Below are 18,636 nucleotides of genomic sequence, written 5' to 3'. Positions count from 1 at the left end.
CTCCGTATAGTCGGTCGACGTAAGCGGAGGCTGCCTCATGTTAGCTGGGGAGACGAGAATGACCTTGATCGAAGAGATCCGGGAGCGGCTGGGCCCGGTGGGTGTCTGGCTGCCGGTCGGCATGTTCACGCCGACTCCGGACGAGGAACGGCGGGCGGTACGACGCCTGGAGGAGCTGGGTTACCGCACCGTGTGGGGCGGCGAGGGGCCGGGGAACCGGGAGTTGTTCGCGTACAGCGCCATCACGCTGGCCGCCACCGAACGGGTGGTCGTCGGCACCGGGATCGCGAACATCTGGTCGCGGCCCGCGTACACCGCGCACAGCGGCGGGCGGACGCTCGCGCAGGCCTTCCCCGGCCGGTTCGTGCTCGGCGTCGGGATCGGGCACTCCTATCAGGCGGAGAAGGCGGGCTCGGACTACCGGCCACTCGAACAGACCCGCGAATACCTCACGGCCATGTCCGCGGCTGCGGAAGAATTCCCTTCACCGATACCGTTCCCGCGTGTCCTCGCCGCGGTCGGGCCGAAGATGCTCGAACTCGCGCGGGACCTGACGGACGGCGCGCATCCGTTCGCCCAGCCTTTCGAGCACACGCCGTACGCCCGCGAGATCCTCGGCCGGGACAAGCTGCTCATCCCCACCCATTCGGTGCTGCTCGGCGACCGCGAACAGGCGCGGGCGAGCGTGACGCGGGATATCGGACTGATGAAGCAGTACGGCATCCCGCACTACTTCAAGGGCTGGAAGCGGCTCGGCTACACCGACGCCGACATCGACGGCGTCAGCGACCGGCTCGTGGACGGGCTGATCGCGTGGGGCGACGAGGAACGGATCGCCGGGCGGATCAAGGAACTCGTGGACGCCGGCGCGGACACCGTGCTCCTCCATCCCGCCGGTGACGATCTCCAGTCCATAGTGGATCAGCTGGAACGGCTGGCCCCGGCGTTGACGGCGGTGACCCGATGAGCGTCGGCATCTGGACGTTCTCGTTCGACGGCAAGGAAATCGGCAAGGTCCGCGAGGCGGCCGCGGAGGTCGAGGAACTCGGCTTCGACACGCTGTGGTTCGGGGAGTACCTGGGGCGGGAGGCGTTCACGCAGGCGGGGTTGCTGCTGGCGGCGACGTCGCGGCTGACCGTCGCCACCGGTATCGCGCGCTTCTCCCATCGGGCCCCCGTCGCGGCGGCGGCCGCCGAGCGGACCCTCGCCGAGGCCTATCCTGGCCGGTTCGTCCTCGGGCTGGGCGGTCACCTGCCGGGCGCGAAACCACTGGAGGCGATGCGCGGCTATCTCGACGAAATGGACGCGGCCGAACTGTCCACACCGGACTCCCCACGTCGGCGCGTGCTGGCCGCCCTGGGCCCGAAGATGCTCGTCTTGGCCGCGGAACGCACCGATGGGGCGCATTCGTACTTCGTCCCCGTCGAGCACACGGCGCTGGCGCGGGAAGCCATCGGACCTTCGGCCTTCCTCGCCGTCGAACAGGCCGTCGTCCTCGGGCCAGACCGGGAGATCGCGCGGCGGCACGTGTCGACGTACCTGGGCCTGGCCGCCCACCATCGGGCGAATCTGCGGCGGTTCGGGTTCACCGAGGAGGATCACGGCTCCGACAAGCTCGTGGACGCGCTGGTCGCCGTCGGGGAGGACGCGATCTCCGCGCGCGTCCAGGCACACCTGGAGGCGGGCGCGGATCACGTCTGCCTGCAGGTCCTGACCGGCGACGACCGGATCCCGCTGGCCGAATGGCGGGTTCTGTCGGGGGTCGGGGGTAGCGTGCGGAAGCGTGACGTCACCGGCTGAGCTCGCCTTCGAAAAGGCACGGGAACTGATCGACGCGCGGGACCTCGCCGGGCTCGCGCGCCTGATCGGCGACCTGCCCACGCTCGTCCACGCCCACGGGAAGAACGGGAACGACCTGCTCGGCATGGCCGCCGCGACCTGCGACGAGCGGCTGTGCCGGATCCTGCTCGACCACGGCGCCGATCCCGCTTCGGCCAACGTGCACGGTTGGACGGCGTTGCACCAGGCCGGGTACGCCGGGCTGCCGCTGCTGGTCTCGATGCTGCTCGACGCGGGCGCCCCGGTCGACGTTCCCGCCCGGGGCGACGGCGGCACGCCGCTGGTGGTCGCGCTGTTCTGGGGCCATCGCGAGGCGGCGGAACTGCTGGCTTCGCGCAGCGTCTCCCCCGGCAACCTGCGCGTCGCCGCCGGGCTCGGCCGGGCGGATCTGCTCGACGAACTGCTCGCGCCGGACGGCACGCTCTCCCTCGCGGCGGGCGCGCATCGCGAATTCCACCGGCCGCACAGCGGTTTCCCGGAATGGCGGCCGAGCGACGACCCGGCCGAGGTCGTCGACGAAGCGCTTTCGTGGGCCGCGCGGAACGACCGGGCCTCGGCTGTACGCACCCTCGTGGAGCGGGGCGCCTCGGTCGACGCAGACGTCTACCGGGGCACGGCGTTGACGTGGGCCGCCGCCCAGGGAAAGGCGTCGGCGATCAGGATCTTGGCGGAGCTCGGTGCTTCGGTGAACCGCCAGGGCACCTTCGGCGGGCTCTCGCACGGAGAAGGTGTCACGGCGCTGCACCTGGCCGTGCAGGGCGGGCATGTCGACGCGGTGCGGGCCTTGCTGGAGGTGGGGGCGGATCCTTCGCTCAAGGATTCGCTGTACTCGTCGTCGGCCTTGGGGTGGGCCGAGCATTTCGAGCAGACGGAGATCGCGGCGGTGCTGCGGGGCGCCTGAACGCGCGCCCGGCAGGTGGGCACCCGCCCGCGCGGGTGTCGCGAAAGCCACTTTCGCGACGCCAGACGTCTCGAAAGTGGCTTTCGCAACCCCCGCGGCAGGCGAGAAGGCCGCGGCCCCGGAGGCATGAGCGGCTGTCCCGANCGCCCGGCTGGTGGGCACCCGCCGGGGGGGGGGTCGCGAACGCCACTTTCGCGACGCCAGACGTCTCGAAAGTGGCTTTCGCAACCCCCGCGGCAGGCGAGAAGGCCGCGGCCCCGGAGGCATGAGCGGCTGTCCCGATCCTGACGACGCTTTGGCCCACCGGAACCTCGCCGGAAGTACGACGCTCGCCGAACAATGGACCCCATGCGAGCGATCAGCCAGAACCGCCTCGGCGGCCCCGAAGTCCTCGAACTCGTCGACGTCGAAAGACCCGTCCCCGGCCCGACCCAGATCCTGGTCCGGGTGCACGCCGCCGGCGTCAACCCGGTCGACTGGAAGACCCGCGAGACCGGCGGTATCGGCCCGATGGGCGATCCGCCGTTCATCCTCGGCTGGGACGTGTCCGGCGTCGTCGAGGAGGCCGGTGCGGGCGCGTCCCTGTTCTCCCCCGGCGACGAGGTCTTCGGCATGCCGTCGTTCCCGTTCCAGGCAGGCGCGTATTCCGAGTACGTCGCCGCGCCGAGCCGTCACTTCGCGCGTAAACCGTCCACTTTGGACCACCTGCACGCGGCCGCGGTCCCGCTCGCCGGGCTGACCGTCTGGCAGAGCCTCGTCGACACGGCGGACATCCAGCCGGGGCAACGGGTTCTGATCCACGCGGCGGCGGGCGGGGTCGGGCACCTCGCGGTCCAGATCGCCAAGGCGCGCGGCGCGTACGTGATCGGGACGGCCAGCGCGGCCAAGCACGAGCTCCTCCGCGGCCTCGGCGCGGACGAGCTCATCGACTACCGCACGACGGACTTCGCCGAAGAGGTCCGCGACGTCGACGTCGTCCTCGACACGATCGGCCTGGAGTACGGGCCACGGTCGCTCAAGACGCTCCGCCGTGGCGGCAGGCTCGTCCAGCTCACCCGCACGAACGACGAGCGGATGCCGGAACTGGCCGAAGCCGCCGGAGTCACCGCCGGGTTCACCCTCGCCGAACCGGACCGCGCCGGATTGCTCGCGCTGGCCGAACTCGTCGACAGCGGACACCTCAAGCCGACCGTCGACACGGTGTTCCCGCTGGAAGAGGCCGCGAAAGCGCAGGAACTCGTCGCCGCGGGGAAGACCACGGGGAAGGTCGTCCTGTCCGTCGCGGAGTGACGGGTGGACAAGTGGAGTCTGTAGTCCGTATCGTCCCAGGCCGGACTACAGACTCCGTTTATGTCCGACTGGGAGACCTCATGACCACACCCCGCGACGTCTTCGACGAGCTTTCCGCAGGCGTCTTTCAGAAGGCAGCGCCTTAATTGTCGCTTAGGCGGGCACACTGGGTCAGACGATCGCGGTGGGTCTGCACAGACGTCAGGCTGCTAGCTTCGAGCACTTGTCGGCCGACTGAGCAACGGAAGGCCGGCCTCTATCGCAGTTACTCCGATCAGGCGCGTTGAACGCGCACGCCGCGTGCTAGTTGTTAGCACGCTGGGTCGAGCCGAGTAGGCAAGTTGGCAGCAGCCCAACCATGAGCTGAACTCGACGCCCGCAGGCTGAAACCGACACTGGCATCGCGAACTTATAGCCACAATATCGGATCGCCATGCTGGATTTTGGCGTGGAAGCTGATCGTCGAATCGCGTGACCACGCCGACCATCTCGCATCGCGTCTGCTGCAACGTCCGGCCCGACAACGTCGAAAACCTGGTCGCCGGGGCCGGTGTCTACACCTGAAACGAGTGTGTGGTGTTGTGCGCTGAAGAGATCAAGAACGGGCCCGCCGGGTTAAAACGCGCCACACCCGTTAGGAAGGTGTCGACTACGCGGTCCTCCTGGCACGTCTGCCGCATATCGAGGCGCTCCGTCATCTGACCGACACAATCTGCGCTCTTGGATCGGCGAGGCCCGTCACCACGGCATCTCGTGGGACCGCGTTTGCGAGGCACTGGGAATACGCCGTCAGTCGGTGCGGGACGGTTCGCCTGAGTAGTCGCGGCTTTGTTCCGGTGTCCCGTTTGGATGGTGTGCCGGGCTGCTGGGAGTGTCCGTCAGCGCCGTGCCTTGTCCTTGACATAGGTACGGGAGCCATGATCTTGACGACCTTCTCAGCCAGTGGCTGGCAGTCGTGGCACGTCAGCCGCGAGCCGCTGATCCGGGAACGCATGCCGGTACTGATCGACGACGATCTGCGATTCGAAGACGACGACGGCACACAGCGTCCCGCGGTGGCGGTGAACCGGTGGTTGCAGGAGCTGCCGATCAGCGGCGCCCCGGCCGAGCGCACCTGGCGGGTGTACGCGGATGTGCTGCGCTCGTGGATGGAGTTCCTCGACGAGGCCGGGGTCAGTGTGTTCGGACGGCGACAGGAGCTGCGGTCAGCGCTGAGCGCGTACGCCGGGCACCGGTTGTGTTCAGGACCGCTCGCGGCACGCTGGGAACCGTCTACTTGGAACCTGCACACGAACGACTGGGCGGGTTATACCGGTGGGCGCACGCGGAGGGCCATGCCGCGGCGGAACCGTTCACCTACGCCACCGGCCGTCGGATTGCCGAGGGTGTGGTGCGGGAATACCGCCGCAATCTCGCGAAGGTGCGAGCGCCGAAGCCGCACACCACGACCGTGTCCAACGAGTGCTCGACAGCCTCGAGGAGACCATCGGCACCGCTGGGAGCACACCCGCATGTCCTCCGGCTCCGAGTGGCGAGCCCGACATATGCAGAAGTTAGGACTTACTGCGTGCGAAAAGAATCGCTTGCTGAGCTTTCGCGTCCGGGTCGAGCAGCATCTGGGCCTCGACCACGAATCCGGCATCGCGCAGCCAGGATGCCACCTTGTCCGGCTGACGGCGGTGGACATGGACCTTCATCGGGTGACCACCATAGCCCTCCGTCATCAACCGCGACTCGTCGCCGACGTGAAACAGGAGCTGCAGCGGTCCGCCGGGACGCAATACTCGGCGAAAGTGCGCGAAGACTGTCGGTACCTCGTCGTCGGGGATGTGGATCAACGACTGCCAGGCGAGCAGGCCGGCCACCGAAGCGACGGGGAGGTCCAGTTCCGTCATCGAGCCCACCTCGAACCGCAGGCCGGGGTGGTCGCGCCGGGCCACGTCGATCATCGCCGGGGAGAGGTCGACACCGAAGGCGTCAAGACCGAGCTCATGCAGGTGGGCGGTGACTTCACCGGGGCCGCAGCCGACGTCAGCGACCGGTCCGCCGCCAGCGGTCCGCACGCTGTCGGCGAGCAACGCCAGAGCTGCGCGAAGGTACTGGTGTCCGGCGAGGGCACCTCGCACTTGGTCGGCATAGCTGACCGCGACCGTGTCATAAGAGGTGCGGGTGTCGGCCAACCAGTCATCCGTGGTCATGACCGGCACGATATTCCATGATCACGACCTCGTGGACGGCCGACGCAGAGAGACCGATCATCGGCCAGCCAACTGGCCCAGGCCTCCGCCGCGTTTCCGCGGACCGCATGCAGGAGAGCACATCATGCCGCTGACCACCGAACAGTGCCGCCGCAACGAGGCCGGCATCCGTGCTGCGATGGACCGCCTACTGCTGGGGCAGCTTCCACCCCGCGGCGGTTGCGATCTCAAGACTCTCGCACGAGAAGCCGGCGTCGCCAGAACGGGCTTCTACGCACGCACCGACCCGCAGGGCAACCAGCGGCCAGGGCCCTATCAGCACCTGGCCGAGGAGTTTCAGCGTCGGCTGGCCGATCTCCGCGAGGCGGGCACCGTCTCAGACCCGCGCGAACTCCAGATCACCCGGCTGAATGACGAGAACGCCAAGCTCCGTTAACGCGTCCAGGAACGCGATGCACGGATCACCGAGCTCACCGAGTTCAAGGAGCGCGCGTTGTCACAACTCGCCGAACAACGTCCGCACCCTCCCCACCACCAGGAAGTCGAGGATCACCGGACCATGCAGCTGAACGAAGATCTGTTCCAAAGGAGTACCGCGACACGACATCACCCATCCACCGACCGCAAGTCCGATCGTCTAACGTGGACGCACACCGCTCCGACGGGCTTTTTGGCTGGTCGCAACGCGACACGCTCACAACGGGACACGGCCACTGCCGCGACAACCGCCGGCAACTAGGCCGGCAGGTCGAATTCGCCGTCCCGGACGCCTTTCACGAAGGCGTCCCATTCCGTCGGCGTGAAGACGAGGATGTGGCCGTCCGGATCCGAGGCTTGGCGTATCGCGGTATAGGTGACGCCGTCGGTGTGCGGCACCAGCGCGTACTCGGCACGGTCTTCGAGGTTCGCGCCTTCGGGTTCCGCCCGGATCCACACCGCGTCGCTCAAGTCCAGATCGGGCCTGACATGAGCCTTGTCGTCCACCGGCTGCTCACTCATGGTGCCCACGCTATCGCTTTCCGATGCGCAAAACGAAGGGGCCCTTCGCGATGAAGGGCCCCTTCGTGGTGACGACTAGGCGGTCTCGGTGATCGGCCGGTCCACCCACGACATCAGGTCGCGCAGCTTCTTGCCGGTCTCCTCGATCGGGTGCTGGTTGCCCTGCTCCTCGAGCTTGGTGAAGTTCGGCCGCCCGGCCTCGTCCTCGGCGACCCATTCGCGGGCGAACGTGCCGTCCTGGATCTCGCCGAGGATCTTCTTCATCTCTTCCTTGACCGCCGGCGAGATGACGCGCGGGCCGCGGGTCAGGTCGCCGTACTCGGCGGTGTCGGAGATCGAGTAGCGCTGACGCGCGATGCCGCCCTCGTACATGAGGTCGACGATCAGCTTCAGCTCGTGCAGCACCTCGAAGTAGGCGATCTCCGGGGCGTAGCCGGCCTCGGTGAGCACCTCGAAACCGGTCTGCACCAGCGCGGAGGCGCCACCGCAGAGCACGGCCTGCTCGCCGAAGAGGTCGGTCTCGGTCTCCTCGGTGAAGGTCGTCTTGATGACACCGGCGCGGGCGCCACCGATGGCGGCCGCGTAGGAGAGCGCGAGCGCCTGCGCGTTGCCGGAGGCGTCCTGCTCGACCGCGATGAGCGCCGGGACGCCCTTGCCGTCGACGAACTGGCGGCGGACCAGGTGGCCCGGGCCCTTCGGCGCGACCATGGCGACGTCGACGTTCGACGGCGGCTTGATCAGGTCGTAGCGGATGTTGAAGCCGTGGCCGAAGAACAGCGCGTCGCCGTCCTTGAGGTTCGGCGCGATGTCCTGCTCGTAGATGAAGCGCTGCTTCGTGTCCGGCGCGAGGATCATGATCAGGTCGGCTTCGGCGCTGGCCTCGGCCGGGGTGAGCACGCGGAGACCCTGCTCCTCGGCCTTGGCCCGCGACTTCGAGCCCTCGGGCAGGCCGATGCGGACGTCGACGCCGGAGTCGCGCAGGCTCAGCGAGTGCGCGTGGCCCTGGCTGCCGTAGCCGATCACGGCGACCTTGCGACCCTGGATGATCGAAAGGTCCGCGTCGTCGTCGTAAAAGATTTCCACTGCCATGAGGGGTACTACTTCCTTTCCTGACTTACAAATTTAAGAAGATTCAGCGGGCGGAGGTGGCGGTGATGGACCGGGCGCCCCGGCCGACCGCGACCATTCCGGACTGGACCAGTTCGCGGATGCCATAGGGCTCCAGCATCCGCAGCAGGGCACCGATCTTGTCCGACGTCCCGGTGGCTTCGACGGTGAGCGCCTCTGGCGACACGTCCACCACCTTCGCGCGGAAGAGCTGCACCGTTTCGAGGACCTGGCTGCGCACGGTGTTGTCGGCCCGGACCTTGACGAGCAGCAGTTCACGCTGCACGGCTGTGGACTTTTCCAGTTCCACGATCTTGATGACGTTGACCAGCTTGTTGAGCTGTTTGGTCACCTGTTCGAGCGGTAGCTCCTCAACGGCGACCACGATCGTCATCCGGGACACCTCGGGATTCTCCGTGGGCCCGACGGCGAGGGATTCGATGTTGAAACCACGCCGGGAGAACAGTCCGGAAACCCGCGCGAGGACACCGGGCTTGTTCTCGACCAGAACGCTCAGGGTGTGCACGCTCATCGGGCGTCTCCTTCTGTGGCGGCGTTCAGCTCCGCCTCGGCGGCGACCTCGTCGTCGTCGAAGAGCGGGCGGATCCCGCGCACGGCCATGATTTCGTCGTTGCCGGTGCCCGCGGCCACCATGGGCCACACCTGGGCATCCTTCCCCACCACGAAATCGATCACGACGGGGCGGTCGTTGATCTCCATGGCGCGCCGGATGGTGGCGTCGACGTCCTCCTTGGTCTCGCAGCGGAGCCCGGCACAGCCGAGCGCCTCCGCGAGCAGGGTGAAGTCGGGGATGCGGTGCTTGTGGGTACCGAGATCGGTGTTGGAGTACCGCTCGGAGTAGAAGAGGTTCTGCCACTGGCGGACCATGCCGAGGTTGCCGTTGTTGATGACGGCGACCTTGATCGGCGCGCCTTCGATGGCGCAGGTGGCCAGTTCCTGGTTCGTCATCTGGAAACAGCCGTCGCCGTCGATGGCCCAGACCTGCTTGTCCGGCACGCCGAACTTGGCGCCCATCGCGGCGGGGACGGCGAAGCCCATCGTGCCGAGACCGCCGGAGTTGATCCAGGTGCGCGGGTTCTCGTACTTCACGAACTGCGCGGCCCACATCTGGTGCTGGCCGACGCCCGCGGTGTAGACGGCGTCCGGGCCGACGAGCGAACCGATGCGCTCGATGACGTACTGCGGGGAAAGCGTCCCGTCGTCGGGCCACTCGTAACCGGCCGGGTAGTCGTCGCGCCAGGCGCTCGCCTGCGTCCACCAGTCCTTCAGGTCCGGCTTCGCGGACTTGTCGGTCTCGGCGCGGACGGCCTCGATCAGCTCGGTGATGATCTCCGCGCAGTCGCCGACGATCGGCACGTCCGCCTTGCGGTTCTTGGAGATCTCGGCCGGGTCGATGTCGGCGTGCACGATGGCGGCGTCCGGCGCGAACGAGGACAGCTGCCCGGTGACACGGTCGTCGAAGCGGGCGCCGAGGGCGATCAGCAGATCCGCCCGCTGCATCGCGGCGACCGCGGCGACCGACCCGTGCATACCCGGCATGCCGAGGTGCTGCGGGTGCGAGTCGGGGAACGCGCCGCGCGCCATCAGCGTGGTGACGACGGGGATCCCGGTCAGCTCGGCCAGTTCCATCAACTGGCGCGAGGCGTCGGCCTTGATCACGCCACCGCCGACGTAGAGGACCGGGCGCCGCGACTTGCTGATCAGCCGGGCGGCCTCGCGGACCTGCTTGCCGTGCGGGCGCAGCGTGGGCCGGTAACCCGGCAGCCGCAGCTCCGTCGGCCAGGAGAAGGAGGTCATCTCCTGCAGGACGTCCTTGGGGATGTCCACCAGGACCGGGCCGGGGCGGCCGGTCGAGGCGAGGTGGAAGGCCTCCGCGATGGTGCGCGGGATGTCGGCCGGGTCGGTGACCAGGAAGTTGTGCTTGGTGATCGGCATCGTGATGCCGCAGATGTCGGCTTCCTGGAAGGCGTCCGTGCCGATCAGCGCGCGGGACTGCTGCCCGGTGATGGCGACGACCGGGACCGAGTCCATGTTCGCGTCGGCCAGCGGGGTGACCAGGTTGGTCGCGCCGGGACCCGAGGTGGCCATGCACACCCCGACCTTGCCGGTGGCCTGCGCGTACCCGGTGGCGGCGTGTCCGGCGCCCTGTTCGTGGCGGACCAGGACGTGGCGGACCTTCGTCGAGTCGAGCAGCGGGTCGTAAGCCGGGAGAATGGTGCCGCCCGGAATACCGAACACGACCTCCGCGCCCACCGCTTCGAGCGAGCGGACGAGCGACTGCGCGCCCGTGACCCGCACCGGGGTCCCGGCGGGCGGCGCCGGCTTGGGTCGGGCACCGGTGGTACCGGCGTTCGCATCAGCTCGCGAGGTGGCACTAGTCATCGCTGTTTGCCTCGTCTTGTCTAGTCACTCGTTCGGGTATTCATTGGCTGGTCGGGCAAGTGAAATTGTTCCAGGCAACAAAAAACCCCCGCCGACCGGAGTGGTCGCACGAGGGTCGCGCGTCGACGCAGCGGAGACTTCCCTAAGCGTCGACGCGCTTGGGAAGTACGAGGCCGGTCTGCGTTGTCACGAGAGTGAAGCTAGCCGGTCGCCGTCAAGAGTGTCAACTCTGCGGGACGGCGATTCCGCATGCTGGACACCATCGGTGCGTCGCGCGACCCGCGTTCGGGGCCTTCGAGGCGGCGGTGCACCATCTTTGACGTGGCAGAAGAAAAGCAGCAGGAACAGGCGAACGAGGCTCCCAAAGCCGTCTTCAAGATCCCGAACACGGCGTTGCTGGCGATCGCTTTCCTCGTCGTCTGTGTGACGCCTGTCGCGTTCGGCGATGTGCCGTATCTCCAGTGGCTCTACATCTTCCCGATCGCGCTCGCGGTGTTCGTCATCCGGACCCGCACGACGGCGACGGCCGAGGGGCTGGAGGTCCGCACGATGTTCGGGCGGCGGGACCTGCCGTGGACCTCGCTCAAGGGCCTCGCCATCACCGACAAGGCGAAGGTGCAGGCGGTGCTGAAGGACGAGTCCAAGATCCCACTTCCCGCCGTGCGCACCCGTCACCTTCCGGTGATTTCGCTGGTCAGCGCGGGCCGCATGGCCGATCCCTCCGGGCTGACCGACGACATCGGCAAGGCTCCGGAGAAGAGCGGCGATTCCGGGGAGTAGGATTGGTAGGACCAGTTTGGCGCTCGTTCGCCCTGGTCCCCATCCCGAACCTTGGAGTCAGCCGTGCCTCAACTCCGTTCCCGGACCACCACCCACGGCCGCAACGCGGCGGGCGCCCGCTCGCTCTGGCGCGCCACGGGAATGACCGACAGCGACTTCGGCAAGCCGATCGTCGCCATCGCGAACTCCTACACCCAGTTCGTGCCGGGGCACGTGCACCTCAAGGACCTCGGCGAGATCGTGGCCGGCGCGGTGAAGGAGGCGGGCGGGGTCGCCCGCGAGTTCCACACGATCGCCGTCGACGACGGGATCGCCATGGGGCACAGCGGAATGCTCTACTCGCTGCCCTCACGCGAGATCATCGCCGACTCCGTCGAGTACATGGTGAACGCGCACCAGGCCGACGCGCTGGTCTGCATCTCCAACTGCGACAAGATCACCCCGGGCATGCTGAACGCCTCCATGCGGCTGAACATCCCGGTCGTGTTCGTCTCCGGCGGGCCGATGGAGGCCGGGAAGGCCGTGGTCGTCGGCGGGGTCGCGCAGGCGCCGACCGACCTGATCACCGCGATCGCCGCGTCGGCCAGCAGCGAGGTCGACGAAGATGGCCTGTCCATTGTGGAGCGTTCCGCCTGCCCGACCTGCGGCTCGTGCTCGGGTATGTTCACCGCGAACTCGATGAACTGCCTCACCGAGGCGCTCGGGCTCTCCCTGCCGGGCAACGGTTCCACCCTCGCCACGCACGCCGCCCGCAAGGCGCTTTTCGAGGACGCCGGGCGCACGGTCGTCGAGCTGTGCAAGCGCTGGTACGAACAGGACGACGAGTCCGCGCTCCCGCGCTCGATCGCGACGAAGAAGGCGTTCGAGAACGCGATGGCCCTCGACATGGCGATGGGCGGTTCGACCAACACGGTGCTGCACATCCTCGCCGCCGCGCAGGAGGGCGAGGTCGACTTCACCATCGACGACATCGACGCCATCGGCCGCAGGGTGCCGTGCCTGTCGAAGGTCGCGCCGAACTCGGACTACCACATGGAAGACGTCCACCGCGCGGGCGGAATCCCGGCCATCCTCGGCGAGCTGTACCGCGGCGGCCTGCTGAACACCGACGTCCACTCCGTGCACTCGCCGGATCTCGAGTCGTGGCTGTCCACTTGGGACATCCGCTCGAAGGAGCCGTCGGAGCGCGCGATCGAGCTGTTCCACGCGGCGCCGGGCGGGGTCCGCACCACGGAGGCGTTCTCGACCGGGAACCGGTGGTCCTCTTTGGACACCGACGCCGCGGACGGCTGCATCCACGACGTCGAGCACGCGTACACCAAGGACGGCGGACTCGCGATCCTGCGCGGCAACCTCGCCGAGAACGGCGCCGTCATCAAGTCCGCGGGTATCGACGAGGAACTGTGGCACTTCGAGGGCCCGGCCCGGGTGCTGGAAAGCCAGGAGGAGGCGGTTTCGGCCATCCTCAAGAAGGAGATCCAGCCCGGTGAGGTGCTGGTGATCCGCTACGAAGGCCCGGCGGGCGGCCCGGGGATGCAGGAGATGCTGCACCCGACGGCGTTCCTCAAGGGCTCGGGTCTTGGCAAGAAGTGCGCGCTGATCACCGACGGCCGGTTCTCCGGCGGCTCGTCGGGCATCTCGGTCGGGCACATCTCGCCCGAGGCCGCCGCGGGCGGCACGATCGGCCTGGTCCAGAACGGCGACCGGATCCTGCTCGACGTCCACGAACGCCGTCTCGAACTGCTCGTCGACGAGGACGTCCTCGCCGAGCGGCGCGCGAAGATGGAGGCGAGCGAGCGGCCGTGGCAGCCGGTCTCGCGGGACCGGAAGGTCACCGCCGCGCTGCGCGCCTACGCGCGGATGGCGACGTCGGCCGACACCGGCGCCGTCCGCGACCCCAACAAGTAACCCGCATTCAGAGGACTAAATGCGCACCGAGCGCATTTAGTCCTCTCAATGCGGGAAGTGGTCAGCGGCAGAGGACGATCACCACGACCGAGGCCGCGGCCGAAAGCAGCAGCCCGATCAGCCCGAACGAGAGCGGCCGCTTGCGCCACGGGGTGTTGACGTCCAGCGCGATCCGTCCGGAGCCCGCGAGCAGCACGGTCAGCGAGGCCGCGGCCAGCAGGAGTTCGAACTCGAAGCCCTGGCCCTGCTTCTGGAAGAACCCGCCGCCGAACTTGACGTAGACGATGTTCGCGCAGACCCCGAGGAGCGCGGCGGCACCGATCGGGGTGAACAGGCCCACCAGCACGAGCGCGCCGCCGACCACCTCGCTGATCCCGGTGATCCACGAAAGCAGCGTGGTCTGGCTGGTGTAGCCGAAGCCGCCGAGCACCTTGGCGAAACCGCCGACCCCGGGCCCGCCGAAGGCGCCGAAGAGGTGCTGGAGCCCGTGCGCGCCCATGGTCACGCCGAGCACCACTCGCAGGACGAGCAGACCGAGATCGATCCCGCCCCTGGTCTCCACCGGGGCCGGGCCGTTGTCGGGTTCGGCCACGTCCGAGATCATGCTGGTCTGGTAGTCATCGCTCACGCGCGAAGGGTAAGGGAAACCGGCCCGGCAGGCGACCGAACCGCCGGAGCGGCTCAGAACAGGGTCGCGGGTTCGATCGGTTCGGGCTCGGGCAGCGGATCGAGATCGGGCACCAGGGCGCGCACGTCGTCGTGGAACCGGCGGGCGAGCGCGGGGGCGTCGTCGTTGTCGGGCGTGTGCACGAAGATCGTCGGCGACCGGCCCTCCCGCAGCCATCCGGCGACCACCTCGGTCCACGGTTCCCATCCCCGCGCGGTCTCCTCGGCCGAATCCCGGCCGAGGTACCGCACGATCGGCCGGTCGGTCAGCGCCCGCGTCCGCCGCGGCAGCCGGGGTTTCTTGGTCCAGGCGTCCTGTTCGGCCTCGCTGACCGGCGGGCTGGAGAAGAACACCGTGGTGTCGAACGGCACCCACTCGGCGTCCGCGCCGGCGAGTGTCCCCTCCAGCAGAGACGTCGCGTGGGTGTCGGAGTAGAACGCCGGGTGACGCACCTCGACGGCACGCCGGAGCCCGGCGGGAAGACGGCGCAGGAAGCGGCCGAGCGCGTCCGCGTCCGGCGGGCCGAACGAGCCGGGCAGCTGAGTCCACAGGACCGCCCGGTCGCCGAGGGGTTCGACCGCGTCCAGGAACGCCCGCATCTCGGTCTCGACACCGGCGAGGCGCTTCTCGTGCGTGACGACCTTGGGCAGCTTGACCACGAACCGGAAGCCGGGGCCGGTCTGCCTCGCCCACGCCGCGACGGTGTCCCTGGCGGGCGTCGCGTAGAAGGTGGTGTTGCCCTCGACCGCGTTGCACCAGCCGGCGTACGCCCGAAGTCGCTCCGCCGCGGGCAGCGACTTCGGGACGAACCGCCCGGCCCACGCCTTGTGCGTCCACATCGCGCAGCCGACATGAAGATTCGCCACGATGCTCAGTATTCGCCGTGGACCAGGTTCTTCGGCAGCTCCCCACCCAGATAGCGGCTCAATTCCCGGGCCACCACCGCGTAGGCGCGCTGCCGCCTCCCGCTCACGGAGCCAGCGACGTGCGGTGTCAGCAGCAGTCCCGGGCAGTCCCACAGCGGGTGCCCGTCGGGCAGCGGCTCCGGGTCGGTCACGTCGAGCGCGGCGCGCAGCCGTCCCGACGTGAGTTCCGCGACGAGCGCGTCGGTGACCACGACGGGGCCCCGCGAGACGTTCACGAGGATCGCGTCGTCCGGCATCGCGGCCAGGAACTCCGCGTCGACCATGCCCCGCGTGTGCTGCGTGAGCGGCACCATGAGCACCGTGACGTCGTGGTCGGGCAGCAGGTCGGGGAGTTCGTCGGTGCCGTGGACACCTTCGCGAGCGCTCGCGCCCACCATCGTGCAGCGCACGTCGAAGGTCTCCAGCCGTCGGCGCAGATGCCTGCCGAGGTCGCCCGCGCCGATGATGAGGACCCGCTTGCCCTGCAGGGTGTCGGTGGTCCGGCGCTCCCAGTGCTTCCGGCGCAGGCCTTCGGCGAAGCCGTCGAGACCGCGGTAGATCGCCAGGAGTACCGCGACGACCCATTCGGCCGAGCTTCCGCCGTGCGCGCCACGGCAGGTCGACAGCAGGACACCGTCGGGCACGTTGCCGATCCAGTCCTCGGCCCCCGCCGCCAGCAGCTGCACGAGTTTGACGTTCGGCAGTTCGCGCCAGAGCTCGTCGCTGGGCCGGTCGCCGGTCACGAGGACCTCGGCCTCGGCGGCTTCGGCGGGCACCGGCTCCCCGCGGCGGTACACCACCGGACGCACGCCGCCGATCTCCGAAAGCGCGGCCACTCCCTCTTCGTCGGGTACGAGAACGGTCACTGTCATGATCACCACGGTATCCACTGCCGCTTACCCGTGGCTCACGCACGCCCGCCTAGGCTTGCCCCGTGCGTACCCGGTACCGGCGGAAATGGACCGCGCCGCTGGCCATGCTGGCCTGCGGCGCGCTGATGCTCTCCGGTTGCGCCGAATTCGACAACACCGCCGCCGGGCAGAAGTTCACCCCGGTCAACCCGCCGTCCCCCGAGGTCCCGCCGCAGGTCGGGCCTGGCGGTGCGGCCGGCGACCCCGCCCCCGGCCGTGGCAACGGGCCGAACCAGACGCCGTCGCCGGTCCCGCCGCCGCAGGGGTGCAAGGACTTCGACAAGGCCGTCATCGCGACCTGCCTGGACACCGTCGCCGCCGTGGCCGCGATCCCCGGCGACGGCACCGCGCCCAGCGCGCTCGCGGGCGAACGCAAGAGCGGCCGGATCGTGCTCGCCATCGCGGAGAAGGACCCGGCCGCCTGGGCGACCGTCCCCGTGGACGGCTCGGGCGACGGCGGCCTCACCTCGCTCGCCCTCTCCCCGGGCTTCGCCGAAGACCAGCTCGTCTTCGCCTACATCACCACCCCGACCGACAACCGGGTCGTCCGGCTGGCGAAGGGCCAGGCGCCGAAACCGGTGCTGACCGGCATCCCCAAGGGGGCCACCGGCAACCGCGGCGCCATCGGCACCGACGCCAAGGGCGCGCTCCTGGTCGCCACCGGCGACGCGGGCAACCCCGGGCTCGCGGCCGATCCGGCGTCGCTGGCCGGGAAGGTGCTGCGCGTCGACACGTCGGGCAAACCGGCGGCGGGCAACCCCACGCCGGGTTCGGCGGTCTTCTCGACCGGCGTGCACTCCCCCGGCGGGATCTGCCGCGACCAGACCGGCTCCCGCGTATGGCTGACCGACCGGCTGGCCGACAAGGACGTCCTGTACCGGCTTCGGGGCGGCCAGCCGCTGACCACCCCGGCCTGGAGCTGGACCGACCGGCCCGGTGTGGCGGGCTGCGCGGATTTCGTCGGCGCCACCGGTTATCTCACGATCACGACGTCGGTCGCGGGCAACCTGCAGAACCTGCCGGTCACCCCGGACGGCGCGGTGACCGGCAAGCCGAACGTCTTCATGGACGGCAAGGTCGGCAAACCGCCGAAGACCTTCGGCAGGCTGTCCGCGATGAGCATGGTCAATCCGCAGATCGCGCTCGCCGGGACGGTCAACAAGGACGGCGGCACCCCGGTTTCGAGCGACGACCGCGTCGTCGTCATCACGCCGTCGGCCGCCTCCGGCGGGGGCGGCAAGGACTGAGTGCCTGCCGGTGAATATCGCGATGACGCGATATTCACCGGCGGCGAGCCCGACGCGATCCTTACCTGGACGGCCTCGGCTGGGCAGGCGGGGTGAACCGGGTGAACAACGGTGGCATCGCCTTTTCCTTGCCCTGCGGGTCGAACAGTTCCGGCACGAGCCGATAGGCGGGTCCGAGATCGGTCGCGGCGGCGGTGAGCCGTCGCGGATCGGTGGACGGCCAGTGGCCGGTGTCGGCCCGGGACGACAGGGTGCGCAGCAGGACGATCTCCTCGGCCGCGTTGAACGAACAGTGGCCGCCCCGGCTGACGTAGGTCTGCCGCAGCAGGCCGGGATCGCCGTTGCGCCGGACCTGGTCGCCGTACCACCGGGCCTGTCCCGCGACGGCGCCGCCGTCGCCGGTGGTGTGCGCGGTCAGCACGGGTGAGGGTGTGGTGCCGCGCGCCACGGCGTACCGGTGCAGGTAGGCCTCCGCCTGCGGATCCGCCGAAATCCGCGGGGCCGCGGCGAGCCGGTCGAGGTCGGCCCCCAGATCCACGCCACCCGCCCGGTACGCGTGCCGGACCAGGTCGAGCCCGGTGGACCGGGCGAGTTGCCGCCGATAATCGATCCCGGTGTTCGACGACGGGTTCCCGCCCGCCCGGCCCTCGATTTCGGGGCGCGCGGCCGGTCCGTAGCCGTACAGGTAGGCCCCGGTGACCCACAGCGCCTGCTGGGCGAGGCGGTCGGCGAGCGCCGTCGGCTCGGGTTCGTGCGCGAGCGCCCAGCCGGGGATGGTGCCCAGCGCTCCGGCCAGCGCGATCCGCGCCCGGCCCGCTTCGGTCTTCTGAGCTTCGGTCACGACGGCTTCGAGCGCCGCCTGCGCGGCCTCCGGATCACGAGGCCGGACCAGGTCGATGTCCGCATCGGGCGTCAGCAGGGTCTTGAGCGCGAAGAGCATGTCGAGTGCGCTGTTCCAGGTGCCTTTCGTGTCGTACTCGCCGCACTGTGCCAGGACACCGTCGAACCGGCCCGGGTTGTTCTCGGCCAGCTTCACCGAGATAACGGCGCCCATGGACATCCCGCTGGTGAGCGTCCGCCGTGGTCTGCCCACGGTGGCCTCGAACCAGTCCAGCAGCGCGATCTGATCGGTCAAGGCTTCTTCGATCGCGTGCCCGAAGACACCCTTGTAGTTCGACGCGGCCAGCGCGTAGCCGTGCTCGAGCAGCCAGGTCTCGGTCTCGGGTCTGGTGGCCAGCCAGATCCGCTCCGGCTTCCCCCACTTCTCCACATAAAGCCCGTGGCTGTAGAGCACCAGCGTGCCGTTCCAGCGTTTCGGGACTTTGACCAGGTAGTCGGCACCCTTGATCGTGCCTTCGTGGGTGCGCCAGCCCTCTTCGGCGGACGCCGGCGTGGCGGTGAACAGCGCGCCGAGGAGGAACGCGACGAGCACGGTGACGAGGGTCCTGCGTGGTGAAGTCATACGAACCAAAATAGGTGAC

17 protein-coding genes are annotated in these 18,636 nt (G+C 69.0%); 8 read left to right on the top strand and 9 right to left on the bottom strand.

Translation table 11 applies throughout. The features are described from left to right. The first annotated feature begins 58 nt into the window (after positions 1–58). The 4 genes from ACXIZN_RS00560 to ACXIZN_RS00545 all read left to right on the top strand — a co-directional run bounded on the left by ACXIZN_RS00560 (position 59) and on the right by ACXIZN_RS00545 (position 4,030). Entirely contained in the window at positions 59–967 is a 909-nt protein-coding gene (locus ACXIZN_RS00560) for a TIGR03620 family F420-dependent LLM class oxidoreductase (RefSeq protein WP_457951826.1), read from the top strand. Beyond that, positions 964–1,800: a TIGR03620 family F420-dependent LLM class oxidoreductase gene (locus ACXIZN_RS00555; protein WP_457951825.1), complete on the top strand. Its 837-nt coding sequence runs from the start codon at positions 964–966 to the stop codon at positions 1,798–1,800. Before ACXIZN_RS00560 ends, ACXIZN_RS00555 begins: the two co-directional genes overlap by 4 nt. Further along, positions 1,784–2,740 (top strand): ankyrin repeat domain-containing protein, encoded by a 957-nt coding sequence (locus tag ACXIZN_RS00550; protein WP_457951823.1) that lies wholly within the window; start codon positions 1,784–1,786, stop codon positions 2,738–2,740. Before ACXIZN_RS00555 ends, ACXIZN_RS00550 begins: the two co-directional genes overlap by 17 nt. Positions 2,741–3,088: 348 nt before the next feature. Next, on the top strand, positions 3,089–4,030 hold the full coding sequence (locus ACXIZN_RS00545; RefSeq protein WP_457951822.1) for an NADP-dependent oxidoreductase: 942 nt from the start codon (positions 3,089–3,091) through the stop codon (positions 4,028–4,030). A 1,553-nt stretch (positions 4,031–5,583) separates the two neighbouring features. On the opposite strand, the gene ACXIZN_RS00540 is transcribed toward ACXIZN_RS00545, so the two are convergent. Continuing rightward, positions 5,584–6,228 carry a methyltransferase domain-containing protein gene (locus ACXIZN_RS00540; RefSeq protein ID WP_457951820.1) on the bottom strand — a complete coding sequence of 215 codons (645 nt, stop codon included), beginning with the start codon at positions 6,226–6,228 and terminating at the stop codon, positions 5,584–5,586. 124 nt (positions 6,229–6,352) lie between these two features. On the opposite strand from ACXIZN_RS00540, the gene ACXIZN_RS00535 reads away from it, so the two are divergent. Continuing rightward, on the top strand, positions 6,353–6,664 hold the full coding sequence (locus tag ACXIZN_RS00535; RefSeq protein ID WP_457951819.1) for a hypothetical protein: 312 nt from the start codon (positions 6,353–6,355) through the stop codon (positions 6,662–6,664). A gap of 299 nt (positions 6,665–6,963) precedes the next feature. Here the strand turns inward: ACXIZN_RS00535 and ACXIZN_RS00530 are convergent, their stop codons facing one another. From ACXIZN_RS00530 to ACXIZN_RS00515, 4 genes are all read right to left on the bottom strand, one after another. After that, positions 6,964–7,227: a DUF397 domain-containing protein gene (locus ACXIZN_RS00530; RefSeq protein WP_457951817.1), complete on the bottom strand. Its 264-nt coding sequence runs from the start codon at positions 7,225–7,227 to the stop codon at positions 6,964–6,966. Between the two features lie 75 nt (positions 7,228–7,302). Beyond that, a complete protein-coding gene (gene ilvC, locus ACXIZN_RS00525) occupies positions 7,303–8,316 on the bottom strand; it encodes a ketol-acid reductoisomerase (protein WP_016336537.1) in 1,014 nt (337 codons plus the stop codon). A 43-nt stretch (positions 8,317–8,359) separates the two neighbouring features. Next, positions 8,360–8,866, bottom strand: a complete 507-nt coding sequence (ilvN, locus tag ACXIZN_RS00520) for an acetolactate synthase small subunit (RefSeq protein ID WP_034315713.1) — start codon at positions 8,864–8,866, stop codon at positions 8,360–8,362. Then, a complete protein-coding gene (locus ACXIZN_RS00515; RefSeq protein ID WP_457951815.1) occupies positions 8,863–10,737 on the bottom strand; it encodes an acetolactate synthase large subunit in 1,875 nt (624 codons plus the stop codon). The genes ilvN and ACXIZN_RS00515 overlap by 4 nt, the downstream gene beginning before the upstream one ends. 321 nt (positions 10,738–11,058) lie before the next feature. Here ACXIZN_RS00515 and ACXIZN_RS00510 point away from each other — a divergent pair, with 321 nt between their 5' ends. After that, the gene (locus tag ACXIZN_RS00510) at positions 11,059–11,517 is read left to right on the top strand and encodes a PH domain-containing protein (protein ID WP_457951813.1); all 459 of its coding nucleotides are present in this window, start codon (positions 11,059–11,061) and stop codon (positions 11,515–11,517) included. Between the two features lie 63 nt (positions 11,518–11,580). Next, positions 11,581–13,425 carry a dihydroxy-acid dehydratase gene (gene ilvD / locus ACXIZN_RS00505; protein ID WP_457951811.1) on the top strand — a complete coding sequence of 615 codons (1,845 nt, stop codon included), beginning with the start codon at positions 11,581–11,583 and terminating at the stop codon, positions 13,423–13,425. 61 nt (positions 13,426–13,486) lie between these two features. Here ilvD and ACXIZN_RS00500 read toward each other — a convergent pair whose 3' ends face one another. The 3 genes from ACXIZN_RS00500 to ACXIZN_RS00490 all read right to left on the bottom strand — a co-directional run bounded on the left by ACXIZN_RS00500 (position 13,487) and on the right by ACXIZN_RS00490 (position 15,869). Further along, complete coding sequence (locus ACXIZN_RS00500; protein WP_192744082.1) at positions 13,487–14,029, bottom strand: DoxX family protein; 543 nt, start codon at positions 14,027–14,029, stop codon at positions 13,487–13,489. A 77-nt stretch (positions 14,030–14,106) separates the two neighbouring features. Further along, the gene (locus ACXIZN_RS00495) at positions 14,107–14,931 is read right to left on the bottom strand and encodes a DUF72 domain-containing protein (RefSeq protein ID WP_457960431.1); all 825 of its coding nucleotides are present in this window, start codon (positions 14,929–14,931) and stop codon (positions 14,107–14,109) included. A gap of 32 nt (positions 14,932–14,963) precedes the next feature. Next, on the bottom strand, positions 14,964–15,869 hold the full coding sequence (locus ACXIZN_RS00490; protein WP_457951809.1) for a 2-hydroxyacid dehydrogenase: 906 nt from the start codon (positions 15,867–15,869) through the stop codon (positions 14,964–14,966). Positions 15,870–15,931: 62 nt separating this feature from the next. Between ACXIZN_RS00490 and ACXIZN_RS00485 the strand changes: the two genes are divergently transcribed. Further along, positions 15,932–17,155, top strand: a complete 1,224-nt coding sequence (locus tag ACXIZN_RS00485) for a PQQ-dependent sugar dehydrogenase (protein ID WP_457951807.1) — start codon at positions 15,932–15,934, stop codon at positions 17,153–17,155. Positions 17,156–17,216: 61 nt separating this feature from the next. Here the strand turns inward: ACXIZN_RS00485 and ACXIZN_RS00480 are convergent, their stop codons facing one another. After that, positions 17,217–18,617 (bottom strand): DUF6351 family protein, encoded by a 1,401-nt coding sequence (locus tag ACXIZN_RS00480; protein ID WP_457951806.1) that lies wholly within the window; start codon positions 18,615–18,617, stop codon positions 17,217–17,219. Between the last annotated feature and the right edge of the window lie 19 nt (positions 18,618–18,636).

This window comes from Amycolatopsis sp. TRM77291 (assembly GCF_054166285.1).
Note: the sequence above shows the minus strand (reverse complement) of the source record. Positions and strands in the feature narration are given on the sequence as shown.

Coding starts and splice junctions, on each gene's coding strand:
- ACXIZN_RS00560 (WP_457951826.1), top strand. CDS start 59: ATGACCTTGATCGAAGAGATCCGGGAGCGGCTGGGCCCGGTGGGTGTC.
- ACXIZN_RS00555 (WP_457951825.1), top strand. CDS start 964: ATGAGCGTCGGCATCTGGACGTTCTCGTTCGACGGCAAGGAAATCGGC.
- ACXIZN_RS00545 (WP_457951822.1), top strand. CDS start 3,089: ATGCGAGCGATCAGCCAGAACCGCCTCGGCGGCCCCGAAGTCCTCGAA.
- ACXIZN_RS00540 (WP_457951820.1), bottom strand. CDS start 6,228: ATGACCACGGATGACTGGTTGGCCGACACCCGCACCTCTTATGACACG.
- ACXIZN_RS00535 (WP_457951819.1), top strand. CDS start 6,353: ATGCCGCTGACCACCGAACAGTGCCGCCGCAACGAGGCCGGCATCCGT.
- ACXIZN_RS00530 (WP_457951817.1), bottom strand. CDS start 7,227: ATGAGTGAGCAGCCGGTGGACGACAAGGCTCATGTCAGGCCCGATCTG.
- ilvC (WP_016336537.1), bottom strand. CDS start 8,316: ATGGCAGTGGAAATCTTTTACGACGACGACGCGGACCTTTCGATCATC.
- ilvN (WP_034315713.1), bottom strand. CDS start 8,866: ATGAGCGTGCACACCCTGAGCGTTCTGGTCGAGAACAAGCCCGGTGTC.
- ACXIZN_RS00515 (WP_457951815.1), bottom strand. CDS start 10,737: ATGACTAGTGCCACCTCGCGAGCTGATGCGAACGCCGGTACCACCGGT.
- ACXIZN_RS00500 (WP_192744082.1), bottom strand. CDS start 14,029: ATGATCTCGGACGTGGCCGAACCCGACAACGGCCCGGCCCCGGTGGAG.
- ACXIZN_RS00495 (WP_457960431.1), bottom strand. CDS start 14,931: ATGTGGACGCACAAGGCGTGGGCCGGGCGGTTCGTCCCGAAGTCGCTG.
- ACXIZN_RS00490 (WP_457951809.1), bottom strand. CDS start 15,869: ATGACAGTGACCGTTCTCGTACCCGACGAAGAGGGAGTGGCCGCGCTT.
- ACXIZN_RS00480 (WP_457951806.1), bottom strand. CDS start 18,617: ATGACTTCACCACGCAGGACCCTCGTCACCGTGCTCGTCGCGTTCCTC.